Below are 17,756 nucleotides of genomic sequence, written 5' to 3' on the forward strand. Positions count from 1 at the left end.
GCCGGCGGCGCGCGTCAGCGGTGCGCGCCGCCCGCCGGTGGGCCGTCCACCGGGAGGCCCGTCGTCAGGCGGACCGCCCAGCGGTAGTGGAGCACCGCCTTGCCGATGCCGATCAGGCCGGTGATCCACATGATCAGGCCGAATCCCATCATCAGGGCGACTTCGGCGGTGGTGTCCTCGCCGGGCTTCGCCCCGGCCGGGACGGCGAACGAGAGCCACAGGCCGCAGGCGGACAGCAGGAACGACGGCAGGAACCAGAGCAGACTCAGGCCCGGCGCCCCGAAGCGGGCGTCGTGCCGCGGGTTGCGGTCGAGCGCCGTCCACGCGCGCAGCAGCCGCCGTATGTCGCGGTCGCGTGCCAGACCGAAGCCGATCACCAGTCCGGTCGGGATCATGCACGCCAGGCCGAGGGCCGCGACCATCGCGCCGAACAGGTAACTGAACACGTCCAGCGCCTCCTCGAACATGATCAGCGCCCCGCCGAACATGCCCCAGCCGAAGGCGAAGCCCGCGGCGGTGAGCCACAGCAGCGCCAGCTTGCGCGGGTCGATGCTCAGCCGGTGCAGCTCGCCCATGGCCCGTGCCCGGTCGGTCAGGAGCGCCTCGCGGTCGGGCCAGGTGCGCAGTTCGGCCGGGGGCGGGGGCGGCGGCAGGGGGTTACGGTGAGGCATGGTCCGAGGCTAGCGCCCGTGATCGCGCCACCAGCAGGACCCTCTCCCTCTCATTGCGGGTCAGTCCTGCCGCCCGCTCGAACTCCGCCCGCGCCTCCTCCTTCCGCCCCAGCCGGGCCAGCAGGTCGCCCCGTACGCTCGGCAGCAAGTGATAGGACTTCAGGGCCGGTTCGGCCGCGAGGGCGTCGACGATCGCCAGGGCCGGCTCGGGGCCGTCCGCCAGGGAGACGGCGACCGCCCGGTTCAACTCGACGACCGGGGAAGGGGCGACGGCGGCGAGCCTCCCGTACAGGGTGGCGATGGCGCGCCAGTCGGTGTCCTCGTAGCGCACGGCTCGCGCGTGGCAGGCCGCGATGGCCGCCTGGAGGGCGTAGGGGCCGGCGGCCCGGCCGCCGGCCTTCTCCAGGGCCGCGAAACCGCGCCTGATCAGCAGCTGGTTCCAGCGGGAGCGGTTCTGGTCGGCGAGCAGCACGGGTTCGCCGCCGGGGCCGGTGCGGGCGGCGGTGCGCGAGGCCTGGAGCTCCAGCAGGGCCACCAGCCCGTGGACTTCGGGCTCCTTCGGCATCAGCCCGGCGAGCACACGCGCCAGCCGCAGCGCGTCCTCGCACAGTGCGGGACGCAGCAGGTCGTCACCGGCGGTCGCCGAGTACCCCTCGTTGAAGACGAGGTAGATGACGTCCAGTACGGAGTCGAGCCGCTCGGCCCGGTCGGCGCCACGGGGGACTTCGTAGGGCACGCCCGCCTTCGCCAGGGCGCGTTTGGCGCGCACGATCCGCTGGGCGACGGTCGGTTCCGGTACGAGGAAGGCGCGGGCGATCTCCTCGGTGGTGAGCCCGCCGAGCAGCCGCAGGGTGAGCGCGATGCGGGCGTCGGCGGACAGCACCGGATGGCAGGCGGTGAAGACGAGCCGCAGCAGGTCGTCGTCGATGTCGTCGGGGTCGTACGCGACCTCCGGCTCGTCGGCGGGCAGCTCCCGGCCGACCTCGGCGAGCTTGCGCGCGTACGTCTCGCGGCGGCGTACGAGGTCGACGGCGCGGTGCTTGGCGGTGGCCATGAGCCAGGCGCCCGGACGCTCCGGGACACCCGACTCCGGCCACTGCTCCAGCGCGGCGACCAGGGCGTCCTGCGCCAGTTCCTCGGCGATGCCCACGTCCCGCACGATCCGGGCGACCGCGGCGATGATGCGGGCCGACTCGATGCGGAAGACCGTCTCCACGGCGTGGGGTGCGCTCACGGCTCCTCATGAGAGCACCCGCGCCGCGTCGTGGCAATCAGCCTTCGGCGATCTCCCGCACCTCGGCGGTGATCGTCCAGTAGTCCTCGTGGAGCGAGAGGAACCGCTTCGTCCACTCGATGGCCTCGGCCTTGTCCTTGCACTGGCTGATCGAGTACCCGCCGATGACCTCCTTGGACTCGGTGAACGGGCCGTCGGTCACGGACAGCTGACCGCCGGACCAAGTGACGCGGCTGCCGTCGGCGCTCGGCGTGAGCCCGGCGGTGTCCAGCATGACCCCGGCCTTGGTGATCTCCTCCAGCAGCTTGCCCATCCGCTCCATGAGCTCCGGGCTCGGGCCCTCGGCGGGGGCGTTCTTCTCGTCGATGCGGATGAGCGTCAGGTAGCGCGGCACGGCCGTCTCCTCGGGTGCGGTGGCGGGGCTGTTCCCCGCCTCTCACCTATACGTCGAACGGGCCCGGGCGGGATCGACACGCGCCGCGAGGAAATCTCAGAGGTAGTCCTCCAGCCGGGCGACGGTGAAGCCCTGCTCCTGGATGTGGCGGAGCATGTTCGCCGTCATCTCGGTCATGGAGGTGCCCTTGAGGTCCTTGGGGCCGCGGAAGTGGGCCAGGATGATGTCGCCGGGGCGCAGCTTCCGGTCGGCCCGCTGGTACTGCATGTTGGTGATCTGCATGGACTCGCGCCACAGCACGATCGCCTCGACTCCGCACTGTGCGGCCGCCGCGCGGGTCTCCTCGTTCCAGTTGCCGTAGGGCGGGCGCATCAGCCGGGGCGTGGTGCCGTACTTCCCGGCGAGCCTGGTCTGCTGCCCGCAGATCTCCTTCTGCTGGGCGGCGGCGCCGAGGGTGCGCAGGTTGGGGTGGGTGAGGGTGTGGTTGGCGATGCCGTTGCCGAGGTCGCCGAGCTTCTTGAAGTAGCCGTAGTCGCCGTTGATGGCGGAGTCGGTGAGGAACATCGTGATGGGGATCTTCAGGTCCCGCATCATCTCGACGAACTTGGGGTCCTTCTCGGCACCGTCGTCGAAGGTGAGGAAGACGACCTTGTCCTTGGTGGGGATCTCGCTGATGACCGGTACCTTGCCGCCGGCGCCGGCGCCGGTCGCCACGGGCTTCCGCTTCGGCGGCGCGGGCGGCGCGGCGAACGGTTTCAGACCCCACTTCTCGTACGCCGCGGCGGTGTCGGGGGCCTTGTCCTGGGCTCTGGGCGGCACGGCGGCGACCGTGGTCGGTGCCGGGGCCGGTGCGGCCCCGTTCTGCGTCGTACACCCCGATATGAGCAGGGCGGCGCATGCCGCCACCGCCCCCGCGACCCTCTTGCCCACCCTGGAACCCCATGCTCGAACGCCTGATCAGCTGTGTACTGCTTGATGGCTGAATCAGGCCGTAGGTTCCGTCGCGTCTGAGGCCGTCTCGTCTCAGGCCGTCACAGGCCGTGGGTCTCAGGTCCCGTGGGACTCGAAACGCCAGCGGTGGACCGGGCGGGCGATCAGCTCCGCCGGCGGCTCGGGGAGTTCCGGCAGGTCCGCGTCCTCGGGGGCGTCCCACCAGGTCAGCACGAGCACCCGGCCGCCGGGAGCCGTGAAGGTCTCCCGGCGGGCCGGGGTGCCGGGGAGGCGCTGGTCGCGGGCCCACCGCAGCAGGTCGGTGTCCCGGCCCCCGGCCGCGCGGGCCTCCCACATCAGGGTGCGGACCGTCATGAGTAGAGGTTGTCCTTGCTGATCTCGTGGACGTGGTCGTGATCGTGGACGTGCGCCTGCCCCGCCACGTGCGGGTCGGTCACCGGCAACGAGGAGTCCGCCGACAGCTCCAGGTCGGAGGCCGGCCGGTTCCGGGCCACCATCTCGGCGCCGAGCGCGGCGACCATCGCGCCGTTGTCGGTGCACAGCCCGGGACGGGGTACCCGCAGTCGGATTCCGGCCCGCTCGCACCGCTCCTCGGCGAGCGCCCGCAGCCGCGAGTTGGCGGCCACACCGCCGCCGATCATCAGATGGTCCACGCCCTCGTCCTTGCAGGCCCGTACGGCCTTGCGGGTGAGGACGTCGACGACCGCCTCCTGGAATGACGCCGCCACGTCCCGCACCGGGACCTCCTCGCCCGCGGCGCGCTTCGCCTCGATCCAGCGGGCCACCGCGGTCTTCAGGCCGGAGAAGGAGAAGTCGTACGCGGGGTCGCGTGGGCCGCTCAGGCCGCGCGGGAACGCGATGGCGGAGGGGTCGCCCTCCCTGGCGAGCCGGTCGATCACCGGTCCGCCCGGGAATCCCAGGTCCAGCACGCGCGCGATCTTGTCGAACGCCTCGCCCGCCGCGTCGTCGATCGTCGCGCCCATGGGCCGCACGTCGGCCGTGATGTCGGGGGCGAGCAGCAGCGACGAGTGGCCGCCCGACACCAGCAGTGCCATCGTCGGCTCGGGCAGCGGCCCGTGTTCCAGCTGGTCGACGCAGATGTGCGAGGCCAGGTGGTTCACGCCGTACAGCGGCTTGTTCAGTGCGTACGCGTACGCCTTGGCCGCCGAGACGCCGACCAGCAGGGCACCCGCGAGGCCCGGACCGGCGGTGACGGCGATGCCGTCCAGGTCACGGGCGGAAACGCCGGCCTGCTTCAGCGCGCGCTCGATGGTCGGCACCATCGCCTCCAGGTGCGCCCGGGAGGCGATCTCCGGCACCACGCCACCGAACCGGGCGTGCGTGTCCACGCTCGACGCGATGGCGTCGGCGAGCAGGGTCGTACCGCGGACGATGCCGACGCCGGTCTCGTCGCAGGACGTCTCGATTCCGAGGACGAGGGGTTCGTCAGCCATGACTCTTCGTTCCTTCTGCGTCTTCTGCTTCGTCTGCGTCTGCTTCGCCGGCGTCCTGGACGGTCAGCCGCATGACGAGCGCGTCGATGTTGCCGGGCTGGTAGTAGCCGCGGCGGAAGCCGATCGGTTCGAAGCCGAAACGCTCGTACAGCTTCTGGGCGCGGGTGTTGTCCACGCGCACTTCGAGGAGCACCTCTTCGCACTCGAAGGCGGTGGCGTGCTGCAGCAGGTCGGTCAGCAGCCGGGCGCCCAGCCCGGTGCCCCACTGCTCGGGGGCGACGGCGATGGTCTGCACGTCGCCGAGTCCGCCGGCCGCCGCCAGCCCCGCGTACCCGACGAGCCGGCCGTCCGGGGTCTCCGCGACGACGTAGCGGCGGGTGGCCCGCGTGCCGCGCGCATGGGCGAGTTCGGACCAGAACATGCCTTCGGACCAGGCGTCCTCGGGGAAGAGCTGCCGTTCCATGTCCAGCACCGGCTCGATGTCCCACCAGCGCATCTCGCGCAGCACCGTGGTCGCGCGACTCACTTCGGAGTGACCACCTTGTAGTTCTTCGGCACCTGCGCGTCGGGGCGGCGCAGATACAGCGGCCGGGGTTCCTCGAAGGCCGCTCCCGCCGTCAGCCGCTCGGCCGCGAGCGCGGCGAGGGCGGCGGCGGACTGGTGCTCGGGGTCCCGCGCCCCGGTGAACACCTCGCCGTAGAGCCGGGCCCCGGCGCCGACGGCCGGCAGTCCCGCCACGCGGTCCGCGATGTCGGCGGGCCGGTCGACGGCGGGCTCGCTCACCCGGGTGCGGGCGTCGTCGTACCGCGCCCAGTACACCTCCTTGCGGCGGGCGTCGGTCGCGACGACGAACGGTTCCTCGATCCCGGAGGCGTACGCGAGGCCGTCCAGCGTGCACAGGCCGTGCACGGGGACCCCGAGCGCCGACGCGAAGGTCGCCGCCGTCACCAGGCCGACCCGCAGGCCCGTGTACGGGCCGGGTCCGACGCCGACGACGACGCCGGTCACGGCGTCGAGCTTCAGACCGGCTTCCCGGAGTACCCGGTCGACGGCGGGCAGCAGCAGCTCCCCGTGCCGGCGCGCGTCGACCCGGGTCGACTGGGCGACGACGGACTCCCCGTCGTGGAGGGCGACGGTGACGGCTGGTGTGGCGGTATCCATGGCGAGCAAGAGCACGCAAACAGCCTACGGCTCCGCGGGCGCGGGCACGGCTGCCCGTACCCTCCGGCGGCTGCTGCTAACGTCACACCGCAGACGTACACGGGAGAGGTGGGCAGGGTGGCAAGGAGCAGCTCGGGATTCGTGGCCGGGCTCACCGCGGCGGCACTGGCAGCGGTCGGCTTCCTCGCCTATCAGGCGTCGGCCAATGCCCCGGCCGAGCTCCCGAAGGCGCAGGCGCCGGCCACCTCGCCGTCGGCCCCGGCCGCGGGCGGTCCGAAGCAGCCGGCCGCCGCCCCGGCGGCCCTGCCGAAGCGCTCCGGGACGGGTGCGCGGGTCGTGTACGCGCTGGCCGACAAGCGGGTGTGGCTGGTGGACGAGAAGAACAAGGTGACGCGCACCTTCGCCGTGATGCCGAGCACGGTCCACCCCTCCCCCGGCACCTACCGTGTGACGTCCCGCTCGGGGAAGGTCGCCGGCTCCGACGGTGTGCAGATCGAGCACGTGGTGCGGTTCGCCAATGTCGAGGGCGTGACGGTCGGCTTCAGCGCGGCGGTGGACGGCTCGATGGCCAGTCCCGACCCCGAGCGCAGGACCGGCGGCATCCGGATGAAGCGGGCGGACGGCGACGTGTTGTGGTCGTTCGCCACGGTCAACTCGAAGGTCGTCGTCGTCCCGTGATCGGATGAGCGGGGCTACGCGGCCTCGCGCCCCGCGTCCCGCTCCTCACGCGCCTCATGGGCCGCGCGGGTGTCGCCGGTGTCGTCGCCGGGCGGCTCCTCGACGGCCCGGGGCGGTGTCGAGACGGCGCTGGCCGCGGCACACGACGCCAGCAGATCGCGCATCGACACATCCTGCTTCGACGGCATGGTCGCCTCCTGGGCTCGGGGGCAGGCGGGTTAGGTAGACCTAACAAGATGCTGGTCATCCATGTGACCACGCCTCGGAGGTACGGCGCAACATTGTGCCGACGTCTTGTCGGAAACTACGGCGTCCAGCCCAGCTCGACATCGGCCCACCGCGCCCCGATGCCGTACAGCGTCACCGTGCGCCGGTCGTCGTCCGTGTCCCCGACGACGCGGTGGATCACCACGTGCAGCCGGTCCTCGGAAAGGTCCTCGACCTTGCCGTCACCCCACTCCACGACGATCACGGAGTCGGGCAGCGAGACGTCCAGGTCCAGGTCCTCCATCTCGTCGAGGCCCCCGCCCAGGCGGTAGGCGTCGACGTGGACCAGCGCGGGCCCGCCGACCAGGGAGGGGTGCACTCGGGCGATCACGAAGGTCGGCGAGGTGACCGCGCCCCGCACGCCGAGTCCCTCGCCGAGTCCGCGCGTCAGTGTCGTCTTGCCCGCGCCGAGCTCACCGGAGAGCATCACCAGGTCGCCGGGGCGCAGCAGCTTCGCGAGCGTGCGCCCCAGCTCCTGCATCTGGTCGGGCGAGTGCAGGGTGAGGCGGGCGGTGCTGTCGGCGGTCTCAGCCGCCGGGCTGTGCGGTGCTTCCATACGTGCCAACGTTAGCCGCTGCCGGGACCGCACCGACCCGCACCAGCAGGTCGGCGAGCCGGTCGGTGACCGCCTCAGGGTGCTCCAGCATCACCAGGTGCCCGCCGTCCGGCACGATCACCAGTTCCGCGTCCGGCAGCAGATCGGCGATGGCCTCCGTGTGCGAGCTGGGTGTGACCAGGTCCCGGTCGCCCGCCAGCGCCAGGACCGGCACCTCGGCGAAGATGCTCAGTGCCTCGGCCTTGTCGTGGTCGGTGAACGCCGGATAGAACTCCGCGACCACGTCGATCGGCGTGCCCTCGATCATGCGCTCCGCGAACCGGGCGACCGCCGGGTCGACGTCCTTCGAGCTGAACGAATAGCGCTTGACGAGCCCCGCGAACAGGTCGGCGGTGGCCCGCCGGCCCCGCTCGACCAGTTCCGCCTGCGAGCCGAGCGCCCTCAGCACACCGGGCAGCACCCGGCGGACGGCGTTCACGCCGGCGACCGGAAGCCCGTAGTTGACCTCGCCGAGCCGGCCGCAGGACGTGCCGACGAAGGCGACCCCGACGACGCGCTCCCGGATCAGCTCCGGGTACTGGTCGGCGAGCGCCATGATCGTCATGCCGCCCATGGAGTGCCCCACCAGCACCAGCGGCCCCTCGGGGGCGGCCGCGTCGATGACGGCCTTCAGGTCCTGCCCGAGCTGGTCGATCGAGACCGGCACGCCTTCGTGGCCGGCCTGGGCGACGCCCCGCGCGGAACGGCCGTGACTGCGCTGGTCCCAGTGCACCGTGCGCACCAGGCCGCGCAGGGCGGCGCGCTGGAAGTGCCAGGAGTCCTGGTTGAGGCAGTAACCGTGGCTGAAGACGACCGTGACCGGCACGGGCGTCCTGCGCCCGAACAGCCGGCGCCTGCGGGGAGCGCTGCTGTCCGCCTCCACCTCGTCGGTCTCGTAGTACAGCTCCGTGCCGTCGTCCGCCCGGGTCTTGCCGGGTGTTCCGCGCAGCGACCCGTACGGCCCCGCCGCGTCCAGCGCCAGCCGCGCCTTGCGGCGCATGCCGCGTCCGACGGTGAGCCGCTCTATGGCGACGCCGGCCGCCGCGCCCGCCGCGATCACGCCTATCGCGGCACCGGCGAAGCCCGCGCGGCGCCAGTTGCCGGTGGCGGCCTCCGCCAGGGCGTCGACCGCCGCCTCCCCCGCACTGGTCTCACTCACTACGGCTGCTCCTCGTCGGTCAGGTCGCGTTCGTATAGACGCGTGGTACCCGCGATCCGATCCGGGTCACGATCTCGTACGCGATCGTGTCCGCGGCCCGTGCCCAGTCCTCGGCCGTCGGCTCCCCCCGGTCACCCGCTCCGAACAGCACGGCCTCGGCGCCCGGTGCCACCGTGTCCCCGTCGAGATCGACGACGAACTGGTCCATCGCGACCCGGCCGGCGACGGTCCGGATCTTCCCGCCGACCAGGACCGGACCCCGGCCCGACGCATGGCGCGGGATGCCGTCCGCGTACCCGAGCGGCACCAGGCCCAGGGTCGTGTCGCGCGGGGTCACGTAGTGGTGCCCGTAGCTCACACCGTGCCCGGCGGGTGCCTGCTTCACCAGCGCGATGCTCCCCGACAGCCGCATCACCGGACGCAGCCCGAAGTCCGCGGGCGTGCCGATCTCCGGGCTGGGCGAGATGCCGTACATGGCGATGCCGGGCCGCACGAGATCGAAGTGGGAGTCCGGGACGGTCAGAGTGGCGGGCGAGTTCGCCAGGTGCCGCACCTCGGGCTCGGCGCCCGCCTCCTCGGCGTGCGCCAGCATCTCGCGGAAGGCCTCCAGCTGCGCCCCGATGGACGGGTGGCCGGGCTCGTCGGCGCAGGCGAAGTGCGACCACACACCGGTGACCTTCACCAGGCCGTCGGCCTCCGCCTTCAGCGCGTCGCCGACCAGGCGGGGCCAGTCCGCGGGCTGGCAGCCGTTGCGCCCGAGCCCGGTGTCGGCCTTCAGCTGGATCCGGGCGGTCAGCCCGGCCTCCCGGGCCGCCCGGGTGACCTCGTCCAGCGCCCACAGGCCGCTCACCGACACGTCGACGCCCGCCGCGACGGCCTCCCCCCAGGGGTCCCCGGGCGTCCACAGCCAGCACAGGACGGGCGCGTCGATCCCGGCCGCCCGCAGCGCGAGCGCCTCGTGGGGCGTGGCCGTCCCGAGCCAGGTGGCGCCGGCCTCCAGCGCCGCCCGGGCGCACGGCACCGCCCCGTGACCGTACGCGTCGGCCTTCACCACACCCATGACCTGGGTGTGGGGCGCGACGCGCGCACGCAGAGCACGGACGTTGGCACGCAGCGCGCCGAGGTCGATCTCGGCACGGGCGCGGCGGGGCAGCGGTGTCTCAGTCATCCCGCCCAGTCTCTCAGGTCTTCTTCGTGGCTCTGCTGGGCGACGCCCCAGGGGTCGTCCGGAGCCGATCACCCCGGAACGCCGCCCCGCGGCGGAACCTTCCACCCACGGACGTGAGGCGGGGGCCGTGGAGGGGCGTCCCCGCAGGGGATTGGCGGCGACGAGGGGTGCCCATGACAGGAACGGCATGCCGCCAACCCCGAGGAGTCGAGCCCGGAGGGGCGCCGCCGCCCGCAGCGACGGCGAGCAGGCACCCCCCGCACCCCCGCAATCAGCGACACTCACAGGGTCAGTGGGCAGCCGTCACGTCCCGCCAGGCGCCCGGCAGCGCCCCGGCCACGTCCTGGGCGCTGAGGGGGGCCGCTCCCGAGGCCCGGCGGGCGGCGAGGCCGTGGAGGTAGGCCGCGACCGACGCCGCGTCCCGCGGGGCGAGGCCCGCCGCCAGCAGCGAGCCGGCCAGCCCCGACAGCACGTCTCCGCTGCCCGCCGTGGCCAGCCATGCCGTGCCCGTCGGGTTCACCCGTACCGGCACGTCCGGCGACGGGTCCGCGACGAGCGTCGTCGAGCCCTTCAGCAGCACCGTCGCGCCGTACCGGGACGCCAGCTCCCGCACCGCCTCCAGCCGCCGGGCCTCCACGTCCTCGCGGGCGACGCCCAGCAGCGCCGCGGCCTCGCCCGCGTGCGGGGTCAGCACGGTGGGCGCGGGGCGGGTCCGGATCGCGGCGGGGTCGAGCAGGCGCAGCCCGTCCGCGTCGACGAGGACCGGCACGTCCGACGCGAGGACGTCGTCGGCACCCGGCGTGTCGGCGAGACCCGGGCCGATCACCCAGGCCTGCACGCGGCCGGCCTTCCCGGGCGGCCCCTCGTGCACCAGGGTCTCGGGGAAGCGCGCGATCACCGCGTCACCGGCCGGGCCGACGTACCGCACGGCCCCGGCGCCGCCGTGCAGCGCGCCCGCCACGGCGAGGACGGCGGCGCCCGGATAGCGCGCCGATCCGGCGACGAGCCCCACGACGCCCCGCCGGTACTTGTCGCTCTCGACCGCCGGGCGGGGCAACAACCGTGCCACGTCCGCGTGTTGCAGCGCCTCCAGTTCGGGGACCGACGGCAGCAGCTCGTTGAGCCCGATGTCGACGAGCCGTACGGCGCCGGCGTACTCGCGCGCCGGGTCGATCAGCAGCCCCGGCTTGTACGTTCCGAACGTCACCGTCGCGTCGGCCCGCACCGCTTCGCCGGCCACTTCCCCGGTGTCCGCGTCCACACCGCTCGGCAGGTCCACGGCGACGACCACCGCGTCCGATCCGCGGGCCGCCCGCACCACGGGCACGGCGTCCGGCCGCAGCCCGCCGCGGCCGCCGATCCCGGTGATGCCGTCGAGGACGAGGTCGGCCCGTGCGAGGACCTCGAACGGGTCGTCGGCCACCCACCCGCCGGCGCCGGTCAACGCGGCCAGACCGCCCTCGTGGGCGCGCGAGCCGAGCAGGACGGCCGACACTCCCGCGCCGCGCCGGGCGAGCCGGGCGCCCGCGTACAGCGCGTCGCCGCCGTTGTCGCCGGTGCCGATCAGCAGCACCACGCGGGAGCCGTACACCCGGCCGCGGCCCAGCAGTCCGGCGCACGCGGCGGCCAGTCCGGCCGCGGCCCGCTGCATCAGCGCGCCCTCCGGCAGCCTCGCCATCAACGCGGCCTCTGCCGCCCGTACGGTCTGAACGCGGTAAGCGGTACGCATGGGGTCAACCCTCCGCGATCACCACCGCCGACGCCACCCCCGCGTCATGGCTGAGCGAGACGTGCCAGTGCCGTACGCCCAGCTCCGCGGCGCGGGCCGCGACCGTGCCCCGCACCCGGAGCCGGGGCTGCCCGCTCTCCTCGACGTACACCTCCGCGTCCGTCCAGTGCAGGCCGCTCGGCGCGCCGAGCGCCTTGGCGATGGCCTCCTTCGCGGCGAACCGGACGGCGAGCGAGGCGACGCCGCGCCGCTCGCCGCTGGGCAGCAGCAGTTCCCGTTCCAGGAAGAGCCGCTGTGCCATCTGCGGTGTGCGCTCCAGCGCCGCCGCGAACCGGTCGATCTCCGCGACGTCGATCCCCACCCCGATGATCATTCGTTCATTCCGCCGTTCCGCTCGCACACCGCGCGCGCCCCGCGTGTTCCGGGCACGTCACTCCACCGTCACCGACTTGGCCAGGTTCCGCGGCTGGTCCACCTCGTTGCCGCGCGCGGTGGCCAGTTCGCACGCGAAGACCTGCAGCGGCACCGTCGACACCATCGGCTGCAGCAGCACCGGCGTCTGCGGGATGCGGATGAGGTGGTCCGCGTACGGCACGACCGCGTCGTCGCCCTCCTCCGCGATCACGATGGTCCGGGCGCCGCGGGCCCGGATCTCCTGGATGTTCGACACGATCTTGTCGTGGAGGACCGAACGTCCGCGCGGTGAGGGTACGACGACGACCACCGGCAGGTCCTTCTCGATCAGGGCGATGGGGCCGTGCTTGAGCTCGCCCGCGGCGAAGCCCTCGGCGTGCATGTAGGCGAGCTCCTTGAGCTTCAACGCGCCTTCGAGGGCCACCGGGTAGCCGACGTGCCGGCCGAGGAAGAGCACCGTGTCCTTGTCGGCGAGGGAGCGCGCCAGCTCCCGTACCGGCTCCATCGTCTCCAGGACCCTGTCGACGTCCTCGGCGATCCTCGCGAGGTCCCGGACCACCGCGCGGATCTCGTCGCCCCATTTGGTGCCGCGTACCTGCCCCAGGTAGAGCGCGAGCAGGTAGACGGCCACGAGCTGGGTGAGGAAGGCCTTCGTCGAGGCGACCGCCACCTCGGGGCCGGCGTGCGTGTAGAGCACGCCGTCCGACTCGCGCGCGATCGTCGAGCCGTTGGTGTTGCAGATGGCCAGCACCCGGGAGCCCTGCAGACGGGCGTGGCGCAGCGCCATCAGGGTGTCCATGGTCTCGCCGGACTGGGAGACCGCGATCACCAGCGTGCGCTGGTCGAGGATGGGGTCGCGGTAGCGGAACTCGCTCGCCAGCTCCACCTCGCACGGGATGCGGGTCCAGTGCTCGATGGCGTACTTGGCGATGAGGCCCGCGTGGAACGCGGTTCCGCACGCCACGATGACGATCTTGTGGGCTTCGCGCAGGACGTCGTCCGGGATGCGCACCTCGTCGAGGTGCAGCGCCCCCGCGGCGTCGATCCGGCCCAGCAGGGTGTCGGCGACCGCCTTGGGCTGCTCCGCGATCTCCTTCAGCATGAAGTAGTCGTAGCCGCCCTTCTCGGCGGCCGAGGCGTCCCAGTCGACGTGGTAGGCCCGCACCTCGGCGGGCGCCCCGTCGAAGTCGGTGACGCTGATGCCGTCCCGGCGCAGCTCCACGACCTGGTCCTGGCCGAGTTCGATCGCGGAGCGGGTGTGGTCGATGAAGGCGGCCACGTCCGAGGCGAGGAACGCCTCGCCCTCGCCGACGCCCACCACCAGCGGGGAGTTCCGCCGTGCGCCGACGACCACGTCCGGCTGATCGGCGTGCACGGCGACCAGCGTGAAGGCGCCCTGGAGGCGCCGGCAGACCTGCCGCATCGCCTCCGGCAGGTCGGCCACCGAGGAGTGCGCCTCCGCCAGGAGGTGCGCCACGACTTCCGTGTCGGTCTCGGACTCCAGGACGTGGCCGCGCTCGGCCAGCTCGGCCCGCAGCGCAGCGAAGTTCTCGATGATGCCGTTGTGCACGACGGCGACCCGGCCGGCGTTGTCCAGATGGGGATGCGCGTTGGTGTCGGTGGGCCCGCCGTGGGTGGCCCACCGGGTGTGCCCGATGCCCGTCGATCCGCTCGGGAGCGGCCGGCCGATCAGCTCCTTCTCCAGGTTGGAGAGCTTGCCCGCCTTCTTGGCCGCGGCCATCCCACCGTCGGCGAGTACGGCGACACCGGCCGAGTCGTACCCCCGGTACTCCAGCCGCTTGAGCCCGGCGAGCACCACATCAAGCGCCGACTGCCCGCCGACGTAACCCACGATTCCGCACATGTCGGCAGCCTAGGGGCTGTGCGGTGGAGGCGTCGGCAAGCCGGCCCGCGCTCACACCTTCGCCCGGTAGGCCCGCATGGCCAGCGGGTAGGTCACCAGGGCTATGCCCGCCGCCCAGACCAGCGACCACATGACCGGTTCGGCCACCTCGCCGCCGAGGAGCAGCCCGCGGAACGCGTCCGACAGATGGGTGACCGGGTTGACCTCCACCCAGGCCTGGAGCCAGCCGGGCATGGTGTCGACCACGACGAACGCGCTGCTGGTGAAGGTGATCGGGAAGATCAGGGTGAACCCGAACGCCTGTACCTTCTCCGCGTCGCCCGCGAGCATCCCGATGAGTACCGCGCACCACGAGACGGCCGCCGCGAAGAGGATGACCAGCAGGGTCCCGGCGAGGAATCCGCTGAAACCGCCGGTGACCCGGAAGCCGAGCGCCAGACCGAGGCCGATCATGAGGAGGATCGCCCACAGGTGCTTGGCCAGGTCCGCAGTGATCCGGCCGATGAGCGGCGCGGACCGGGCGATCGGCAGGCTCCGCAGCCGGTCGAAGACTCCCTTGGTGAGGTCGGTGTTGAGCGCCATCGCCGTGTAGATGGTCATGAACAGCGTGTTCTGGACGATGATCCCCGGCAGCGCGTATTTCAGATACGCATCGGGAGATCCGGCCATCTGCCCGCCCATCACATAGGTGAAGAGGAACACGAACATGATCGGCGTGATGCTGTAGTCCACCAGCTCCAGCGGGTTGTGCTTGACGGCCACCAGACTCCGCCAGGCCATGGTCGCGGTCTGCCGCACCCCCGCGGCGGGCCGCACCCGGCCGCTCGCACCGACCTGCGCGCCGACGGTCGTGGCGGTCATGCCGAACTCACCACCTTCTCGTAGTCCCGGTCGTCCGGCTCGGAGTCCCCGTCGCCGTCCTTGCCGTCGCCGGGCTCGGCGCGGTGGCCGGTCAGGGCGAGGAAGACCTCGTCGAGGGAGGAGCGGCGCAGGGTCAGTTCACCGACGGCGATACCGGCGCCGTCGAGCCGCCGGACGACCGCGGGCATCAGCTCGGGGTCGTTCACCGGGGCGGTGATCACCTCGCCCTCGATCTGGGTGTGCGGCCCGGCGGCCTCCGCGACGAGCGCGTGCGCGGCGGCCAGTTCCTCGCCCGCCACCGGCCTCAGCTGCAATACCCGTCCCCCCACCTGCGACTTCAACTCGTCGGGCGTGCCCTCGGCGATCACCCGGCCCCTGTCGATCACCACGATGTTGTCGGCCAGCAGATCCGCCTCGTTCAGGTACTGCGTGGTCAGCAGGCAGGTCACCCCTTCGGCGACCAGACCGCGCAGCATGTCCCACAGCTCGCCGCGGCTGCGCGGGTCGAGGCCGGTGGTCGGCTCGTCGAGGAACAGGATCCGCGGCCGTCCGACCAGGCTCGCGGCCAGGTCCAGCCGGCGCCGCATGCCGCCGGAGAACGTCTTCACCGCGCGCCCGGCGGCGTCGGTGAGGTGGAAGCGGTCCAGCAGCTCCGCCGCCCGGGCCCTGGCCTCCCGCCGCGGCATCCCCAGCAGCCGGCCGATGAGCAGCAGGTTCTCCGTGCCGGTCAGGTTCTCGTCGACCGCGGCGTACTGCCCGGTGAGGCCCACCAGGGAGCGCACCACGCCGGCCTCCCGCACCACGTCGTGGCCGGCGACGGTGGCTCTGCCCGCGTCGGGCTGGATCAGGGTGGCGAAGATCCGCACCGCGGTGGTCTTGCCCGCGCCGTTGGGCCCCAGCAGTCCCAGCACGGTGCCCGTGCGGGCCGCGAGGTCCACCCCGGCCAGCGCCTGGGTCTCCTTGAACCGTTTGGCCAGGCCCTCCGCCTGGATCGCGTACGTCATGGGCCGTTCCCCTCGGATCGGGGCCCCTGGGCTCGGGGTCGCGCTTCGCGGACACCGGAACCGGCGCCCACCCTTCCCACAACTGTGACGCACGCCACTGACATTCCACCCCCGGGCGTTCCGGCGCCGCCCGGCGCCCGCCCGGCCACAGTGACCGAGCACACCACCCACGACCCGCCCCGAGGCCCGACAATGGCCAGGTGATCACTTCGCCGCCACGAAGCGCCGCCCACCGCCGGGCGGAGGCCACGCCGTACGTCGACCTCACCCGCGACGAGTGGAGTGCCCTGCGCGACAAGACACCGCTGCCGCTCACCGCCGAGGAGGTCGAGGAGCTCCGCGGTCTCGGCGACGTCATCGACCTCGACGAGGTCCGCGACATCTACCTCCCGCTCTCCCGGCTGCTCAATCTGTACGTGGGGGCCACCGCCAATCTCCGGGGCGCGCTCAACACGTTCCTCGGCGAGAAGAGCGCCCAGCGCGGCACGCCCTTCGTCATAGGGGTGGCCGGGTCCGTGGCCGTCGGCAAGTCCACCGTCGCCCGTCTCCTCCAGGCACTGCTGGCCCGCTGGCCCGAGCACCCGCGCGTCGAGCGGGTCACCACCGACGGGTTCCTGCTCCCGATGAAGGAGCTCCAGGAGCGCGGCCTGATGTCCCGCAAGGGGTTCCCCGAGTCCTACGACCGCCGTGCCCTGACCCGTTTCGTCGCCGACATCAAGGCGGGCAAGGACGAGGTCACCGCCCCGGTCTACTCCCACCTCATCTACGACATCGTCCCCGGGCAGCGCCTTACCGTGCGCCGGCCCGACATCCTGATCGTCGAGGGCATCAACGTCCTGCAGCCGGCACTGCCCGGCAAGGACGGCCGCACCCGTGTCGGCCTCGCCGACTACTTCGACTTCTCGGTGTACGTGGACGCGCGCACCGAGGACATCGAGTCCTGGTACCTCAACCGCTTCCGCAAGCTGCGTGAGACGGCGTTCCAGAACCCCTCCTCGTACTTCCGCAAGTACACGCAGGTCGGTGAGGAGGAGGCGCTGGACTACGCCCGCACGATGTGGCGCACCGTCAACAAGGTGAACCTGCTGGAGAACGTGGCGCCGACGCGCGGCCGTGCGACGCTCGTCGTACGCAAGGGCCCGGACCACAAGGTCCAGCGCCTCTCGCTGCGCAAGCTCTGACCCGAGCCGAAGGGACCGCGTGACGTGCTGCATCTGCGCCTGATAGTGCCGCCGGACCGCACCGACGACGTCGTGCGCACGATCGAGAGGACGGTCGGCACCACCCACCTCGTCGTCCTTCCCGGGGTGGCCCGCGACCCGGTCGGTGACCTGGTGCTGTGCGACGTGGCGCGCGAGGCCGGGGACGGACTGATCGGGGCGCTGCGGGAGCTGGGCATCGACGCCTCCGGCTCGATCGCCGTCGAGGGCATCGACCTGTCGCTGTCGAGCCGTGCCCGGACGGCGGAGAAGGAGGCCCCGGGCGAGGGTGCGGACGCGGTGCTGTGGGAGCACCTGTCGGAGGCCACGCACGAGGAGTCGACGTTCACCGTCACCTACGCCGCGTTCCTCGCCCTCGCGACGATGATCGCCGCGTGCGGGGTGATGCTCGACAACGCGATCCTCATCGTCGGCGCGATGGCGGTGGGCCCGGAGTTCGGTCCGCTCGCGGGCATCTCGACGGCGCTGGTGCAGCGCGCGCCGCGCCTGGTGTGGCGTTCCGTGGTGGCACTGCTGGGCGGGTTCGCCGTGGCGATGGCGCTGACGGCGGGCTTCGCGTGGCTGCTGGACGGGCTGGGCCTGTTCACCAGGGACATGGTGGAGGCGGAGCGCCCGAACACGGGGTTCATCTGGCAGCCGGACTGGATGTCGTTCGTGGTGGCGTTCCTCGCGGGGATCGCCGGCACGCTCTCGCTCACCTCGGCCAAGTCGGGGGCGCTGATCGGCGTGGCGATCTCGGTGACGACGGTGCCGGCGGCGGCGAACGCGGCGGTGGCGTTCAGCTACGAGGACTACGGCCAGACGTGGGGCTCGACGGGCCAGCTGATGGCGAACCTGGGCGGCATCGTCCTGGCCGGCACGCTGACGCTGCTGGTCCAGAAGGCGCTGTGGGCGACGCAGCGCGGCCGGCGCGTCACCTGACCGGCCGGTCC

The 17,756-nt window shown here is 72.6% G+C and carries 20 protein-coding genes; 3 read left to right on the top strand and 17 right to left on the bottom strand.

Going from position 1 to position 17,756, the window contains the following annotated elements; genetic code table 11:
• Window positions 1-14 precede the first annotated feature (14 nt).
• The 8 genes from ACY34K_RS03720 to tsaB form a co-directional block, all read right to left on the bottom strand.
• Entirely contained in the window at window positions 15-671 is a 657-nt protein-coding gene (locus tag ACY34K_RS03720; protein WP_462743505.1) for a hypothetical protein, read from the bottom strand.
• Window positions 658-1,905, bottom strand: coding sequence for an RNA polymerase sigma factor (locus tag ACY34K_RS03725; protein ID WP_462743508.1), 1,248 nt, complete (start codon window positions 1,903-1,905; stop codon window positions 658-660). The genes ACY34K_RS03720 and ACY34K_RS03725 overlap by 14 nt, the downstream gene beginning before the upstream one ends.
• A 37-nt stretch (window positions 1,906-1,942) precedes the next feature.
• On the bottom strand, window positions 1,943-2,299 hold the full coding sequence (locus ACY34K_RS03730; RefSeq protein ID WP_462743512.1) for a YciI family protein: 357 nt from the start codon (window positions 2,297-2,299) through the stop codon (window positions 1,943-1,945).
• A 96-nt stretch (window positions 2,300-2,395) separates the two neighbouring features.
• Window positions 2,396-3,229, bottom strand: a complete 834-nt coding sequence (locus ACY34K_RS03735) for a polysaccharide deacetylase family protein (protein ID WP_462743515.1) — start codon at window positions 3,227-3,229, stop codon at window positions 2,396-2,398.
• Window positions 3,230-3,346: 117 nt separating this feature from the next.
• On the bottom strand, window positions 3,347-3,604 hold the full coding sequence (locus ACY34K_RS03740; RefSeq protein ID WP_462743518.1) for a hypothetical protein: 258 nt from the start codon (window positions 3,602-3,604) through the stop codon (window positions 3,347-3,349).
• Window positions 3,601-4,704: a tRNA (adenosine(37)-N6)-threonylcarbamoyltransferase complex transferase subunit TsaD gene (tsaD, locus tag ACY34K_RS03745; RefSeq protein ID WP_462743521.1), complete on the bottom strand. Its 1,104-nt coding sequence runs from the start codon at window positions 4,702-4,704 to the stop codon at window positions 3,601-3,603. Before tsaD ends, ACY34K_RS03740 begins: the two co-directional genes overlap by 4 nt.
• Entirely contained in the window at window positions 4,697-5,200 is a 504-nt protein-coding gene (gene rimI / locus ACY34K_RS03750; RefSeq protein WP_462744018.1) for a ribosomal protein S18-alanine N-acetyltransferase, read from the bottom strand. Before rimI ends, tsaD begins: the two co-directional genes overlap by 8 nt.
• 26 nt (window positions 5,201-5,226) lie before the next feature.
• A complete protein-coding gene (tsaB, locus tag ACY34K_RS03755; RefSeq protein ID WP_462743524.1) occupies window positions 5,227-5,880 on the bottom strand; it encodes a tRNA (adenosine(37)-N6)-threonylcarbamoyltransferase complex dimerization subunit type 1 TsaB in 654 nt (217 codons plus the stop codon).
• A gap of 102 nt (window positions 5,881-5,982) precedes the next feature.
• Between tsaB and ACY34K_RS03760 the strand changes: the two genes are divergently transcribed.
• Window positions 5,983-6,543: a hypothetical protein gene (locus tag ACY34K_RS03760; RefSeq protein WP_462743527.1), complete on the top strand. Its 561-nt coding sequence runs from the start codon at window positions 5,983-5,985 to the stop codon at window positions 6,541-6,543.
• A 14-nt stretch (window positions 6,544-6,557) separates the two neighbouring features.
• On the opposite strand, the gene ACY34K_RS03765 is transcribed toward ACY34K_RS03760, so the two are convergent.
• The 9 genes from ACY34K_RS03765 to ACY34K_RS03805 all read right to left on the bottom strand — a co-directional run bounded on the left by ACY34K_RS03765 (window position 6,558) and on the right by ACY34K_RS03805 (window position 15,604).
• On the bottom strand, window positions 6,558-6,731 hold the full coding sequence (locus tag ACY34K_RS03765; RefSeq protein WP_462743530.1) for a hypothetical protein: 174 nt from the start codon (window positions 6,729-6,731) through the stop codon (window positions 6,558-6,560).
• Window positions 6,732-6,847: 116 nt separating this feature from the next.
• Window positions 6,848-7,366 (bottom strand): tRNA (adenosine(37)-N6)-threonylcarbamoyltransferase complex ATPase subunit type 1 TsaE, encoded by a 519-nt coding sequence (gene tsaE, locus ACY34K_RS03770; protein WP_462743533.1) that lies wholly within the window; start codon window positions 7,364-7,366, stop codon window positions 6,848-6,850.
• Window positions 7,338-8,564, bottom strand: coding sequence for an alpha/beta fold hydrolase (locus ACY34K_RS03775; RefSeq protein WP_462743536.1), 1,227 nt, complete (start codon window positions 8,562-8,564; stop codon window positions 7,338-7,340). The genes tsaE and ACY34K_RS03775 overlap by 29 nt, the downstream gene beginning before the upstream one ends.
• A gap of 19 nt (window positions 8,565-8,583) precedes the next feature.
• Window positions 8,584-9,732: an alanine racemase gene (gene alr / locus ACY34K_RS03780; RefSeq protein ID WP_462743539.1), complete on the bottom strand. Its 1,149-nt coding sequence runs from the start codon at window positions 9,730-9,732 to the stop codon at window positions 8,584-8,586.
• A 289-nt stretch (window positions 9,733-10,021) separates the two neighbouring features.
• Window positions 10,022-11,461, bottom strand: coding sequence for an NAD(P)H-hydrate dehydratase (locus tag ACY34K_RS03785; RefSeq protein WP_462743542.1), 1,440 nt, complete (start codon window positions 11,459-11,461; stop codon window positions 10,022-10,024).
• A gap of 4 nt (window positions 11,462-11,465) precedes the next feature.
• Complete coding sequence (locus tag ACY34K_RS03790) at window positions 11,466-11,834, bottom strand: holo-ACP synthase (RefSeq protein ID WP_462743544.1); 369 nt, start codon at window positions 11,832-11,834, stop codon at window positions 11,466-11,468.
• A gap of 57 nt (window positions 11,835-11,891) precedes the next feature.
• A complete protein-coding gene (gene glmS / locus ACY34K_RS03795) occupies window positions 11,892-13,739 on the bottom strand; it encodes a glutamine--fructose-6-phosphate transaminase (isomerizing) (protein WP_462743547.1) in 1,848 nt (615 codons plus the stop codon).
• Window positions 13,740-13,790: 51 nt separating this feature from the next.
• A complete protein-coding gene (locus ACY34K_RS03800; protein WP_462743550.1) occupies window positions 13,791-14,600 on the bottom strand; it encodes an ABC transporter permease in 810 nt (269 codons plus the stop codon).
• Window positions 14,597-15,604 (bottom strand): ATP-binding cassette domain-containing protein, encoded by a 1,008-nt coding sequence (locus tag ACY34K_RS03805; RefSeq protein WP_462743553.1) that lies wholly within the window; start codon window positions 15,602-15,604, stop codon window positions 14,597-14,599. Before ACY34K_RS03805 ends, ACY34K_RS03800 begins: the two co-directional genes overlap by 4 nt.
• A gap of 200 nt (window positions 15,605-15,804) precedes the next feature.
• On the opposite strand from ACY34K_RS03805, the gene coaA reads away from it, so the two are divergent.
• Window positions 15,805-16,785, top strand: a complete 981-nt coding sequence (coaA, locus tag ACY34K_RS03810) for a type I pantothenate kinase (protein ID WP_462743555.1) — start codon at window positions 15,805-15,807, stop codon at window positions 16,783-16,785.
• A gap of 24 nt (window positions 16,786-16,809) precedes the next feature.
• A complete protein-coding gene (locus ACY34K_RS03815) occupies window positions 16,810-17,745 on the top strand; it encodes a DUF389 domain-containing protein (protein ID WP_462743558.1) in 936 nt (311 codons plus the stop codon).
• The last annotated feature ends 11 nt before the right edge of the window (window positions 17,746-17,756 follow it).

Source organism: Streptomyces sp. STAM6, from assembly GCF_054963715.1.

Excerpts from the sequence above, each read along its gene's own strand:
- ACY34K_RS03720 (WP_462743505.1), bottom strand. The coding sequence starts at position 671 with ATGCCTCACCGTAACCCCCTGCCGCCGCCCCCGCCCCCGGCCGAACTG.
- ACY34K_RS03740 (WP_462743518.1), bottom strand. The coding sequence starts at position 3,604 with ATGACGGTCCGCACCCTGATGTGGGAGGCCCGCGCGGCCGGGGGCCGG.
- tsaD (WP_462743521.1), bottom strand. The coding sequence starts at position 4,704 with ATGGCTGACGAACCCCTCGTCCTCGGAATCGAGACGTCCTGCGACGAG.
- rimI (WP_462744018.1), bottom strand. The coding sequence starts at position 5,200 with ATGCGCTGGTGGGACATCGAGCCGGTGCTGGACATGGAACGGCAGCTC.
- ACY34K_RS03765 (WP_462743530.1), bottom strand. The coding sequence starts at position 6,731 with ATGCCGTCGAAGCAGGATGTGTCGATGCGCGATCTGCTGGCGTCGTGT.
- tsaE (WP_462743533.1), bottom strand. The coding sequence starts at position 7,366 with ATGGAAGCACCGCACAGCCCGGCGGCTGAGACCGCCGACAGCACCGCC.
- alr (WP_462743539.1), bottom strand. The coding sequence starts at position 9,732 with ATGACTGAGACACCGCTGCCCCGCCGCGCCCGTGCCGAGATCGACCTC.
- ACY34K_RS03785 (WP_462743542.1), bottom strand. The coding sequence starts at position 11,461 with ATGCGTACCGCTTACCGCGTTCAGACCGTACGGGCGGCAGAGGCCGCG.
- ACY34K_RS03790 (WP_462743544.1), bottom strand. The coding sequence starts at position 11,834 with ATGATCATCGGGGTGGGGATCGACGTCGCGGAGATCGACCGGTTCGCG.
- glmS (WP_462743547.1), bottom strand. The coding sequence starts at position 13,739 with ATGTGCGGAATCGTGGGTTACGTCGGCGGGCAGTCGGCGCTTGATGTG.
- ACY34K_RS03800 (WP_462743550.1), bottom strand. The coding sequence starts at position 14,600 with ATGACCGCCACGACCGTCGGCGCGCAGGTCGGTGCGAGCGGCCGGGTG.
- ACY34K_RS03805 (WP_462743553.1), bottom strand. The coding sequence starts at position 15,604 with ATGACGTACGCGATCCAGGCGGAGGGCCTGGCCAAACGGTTCAAGGAG.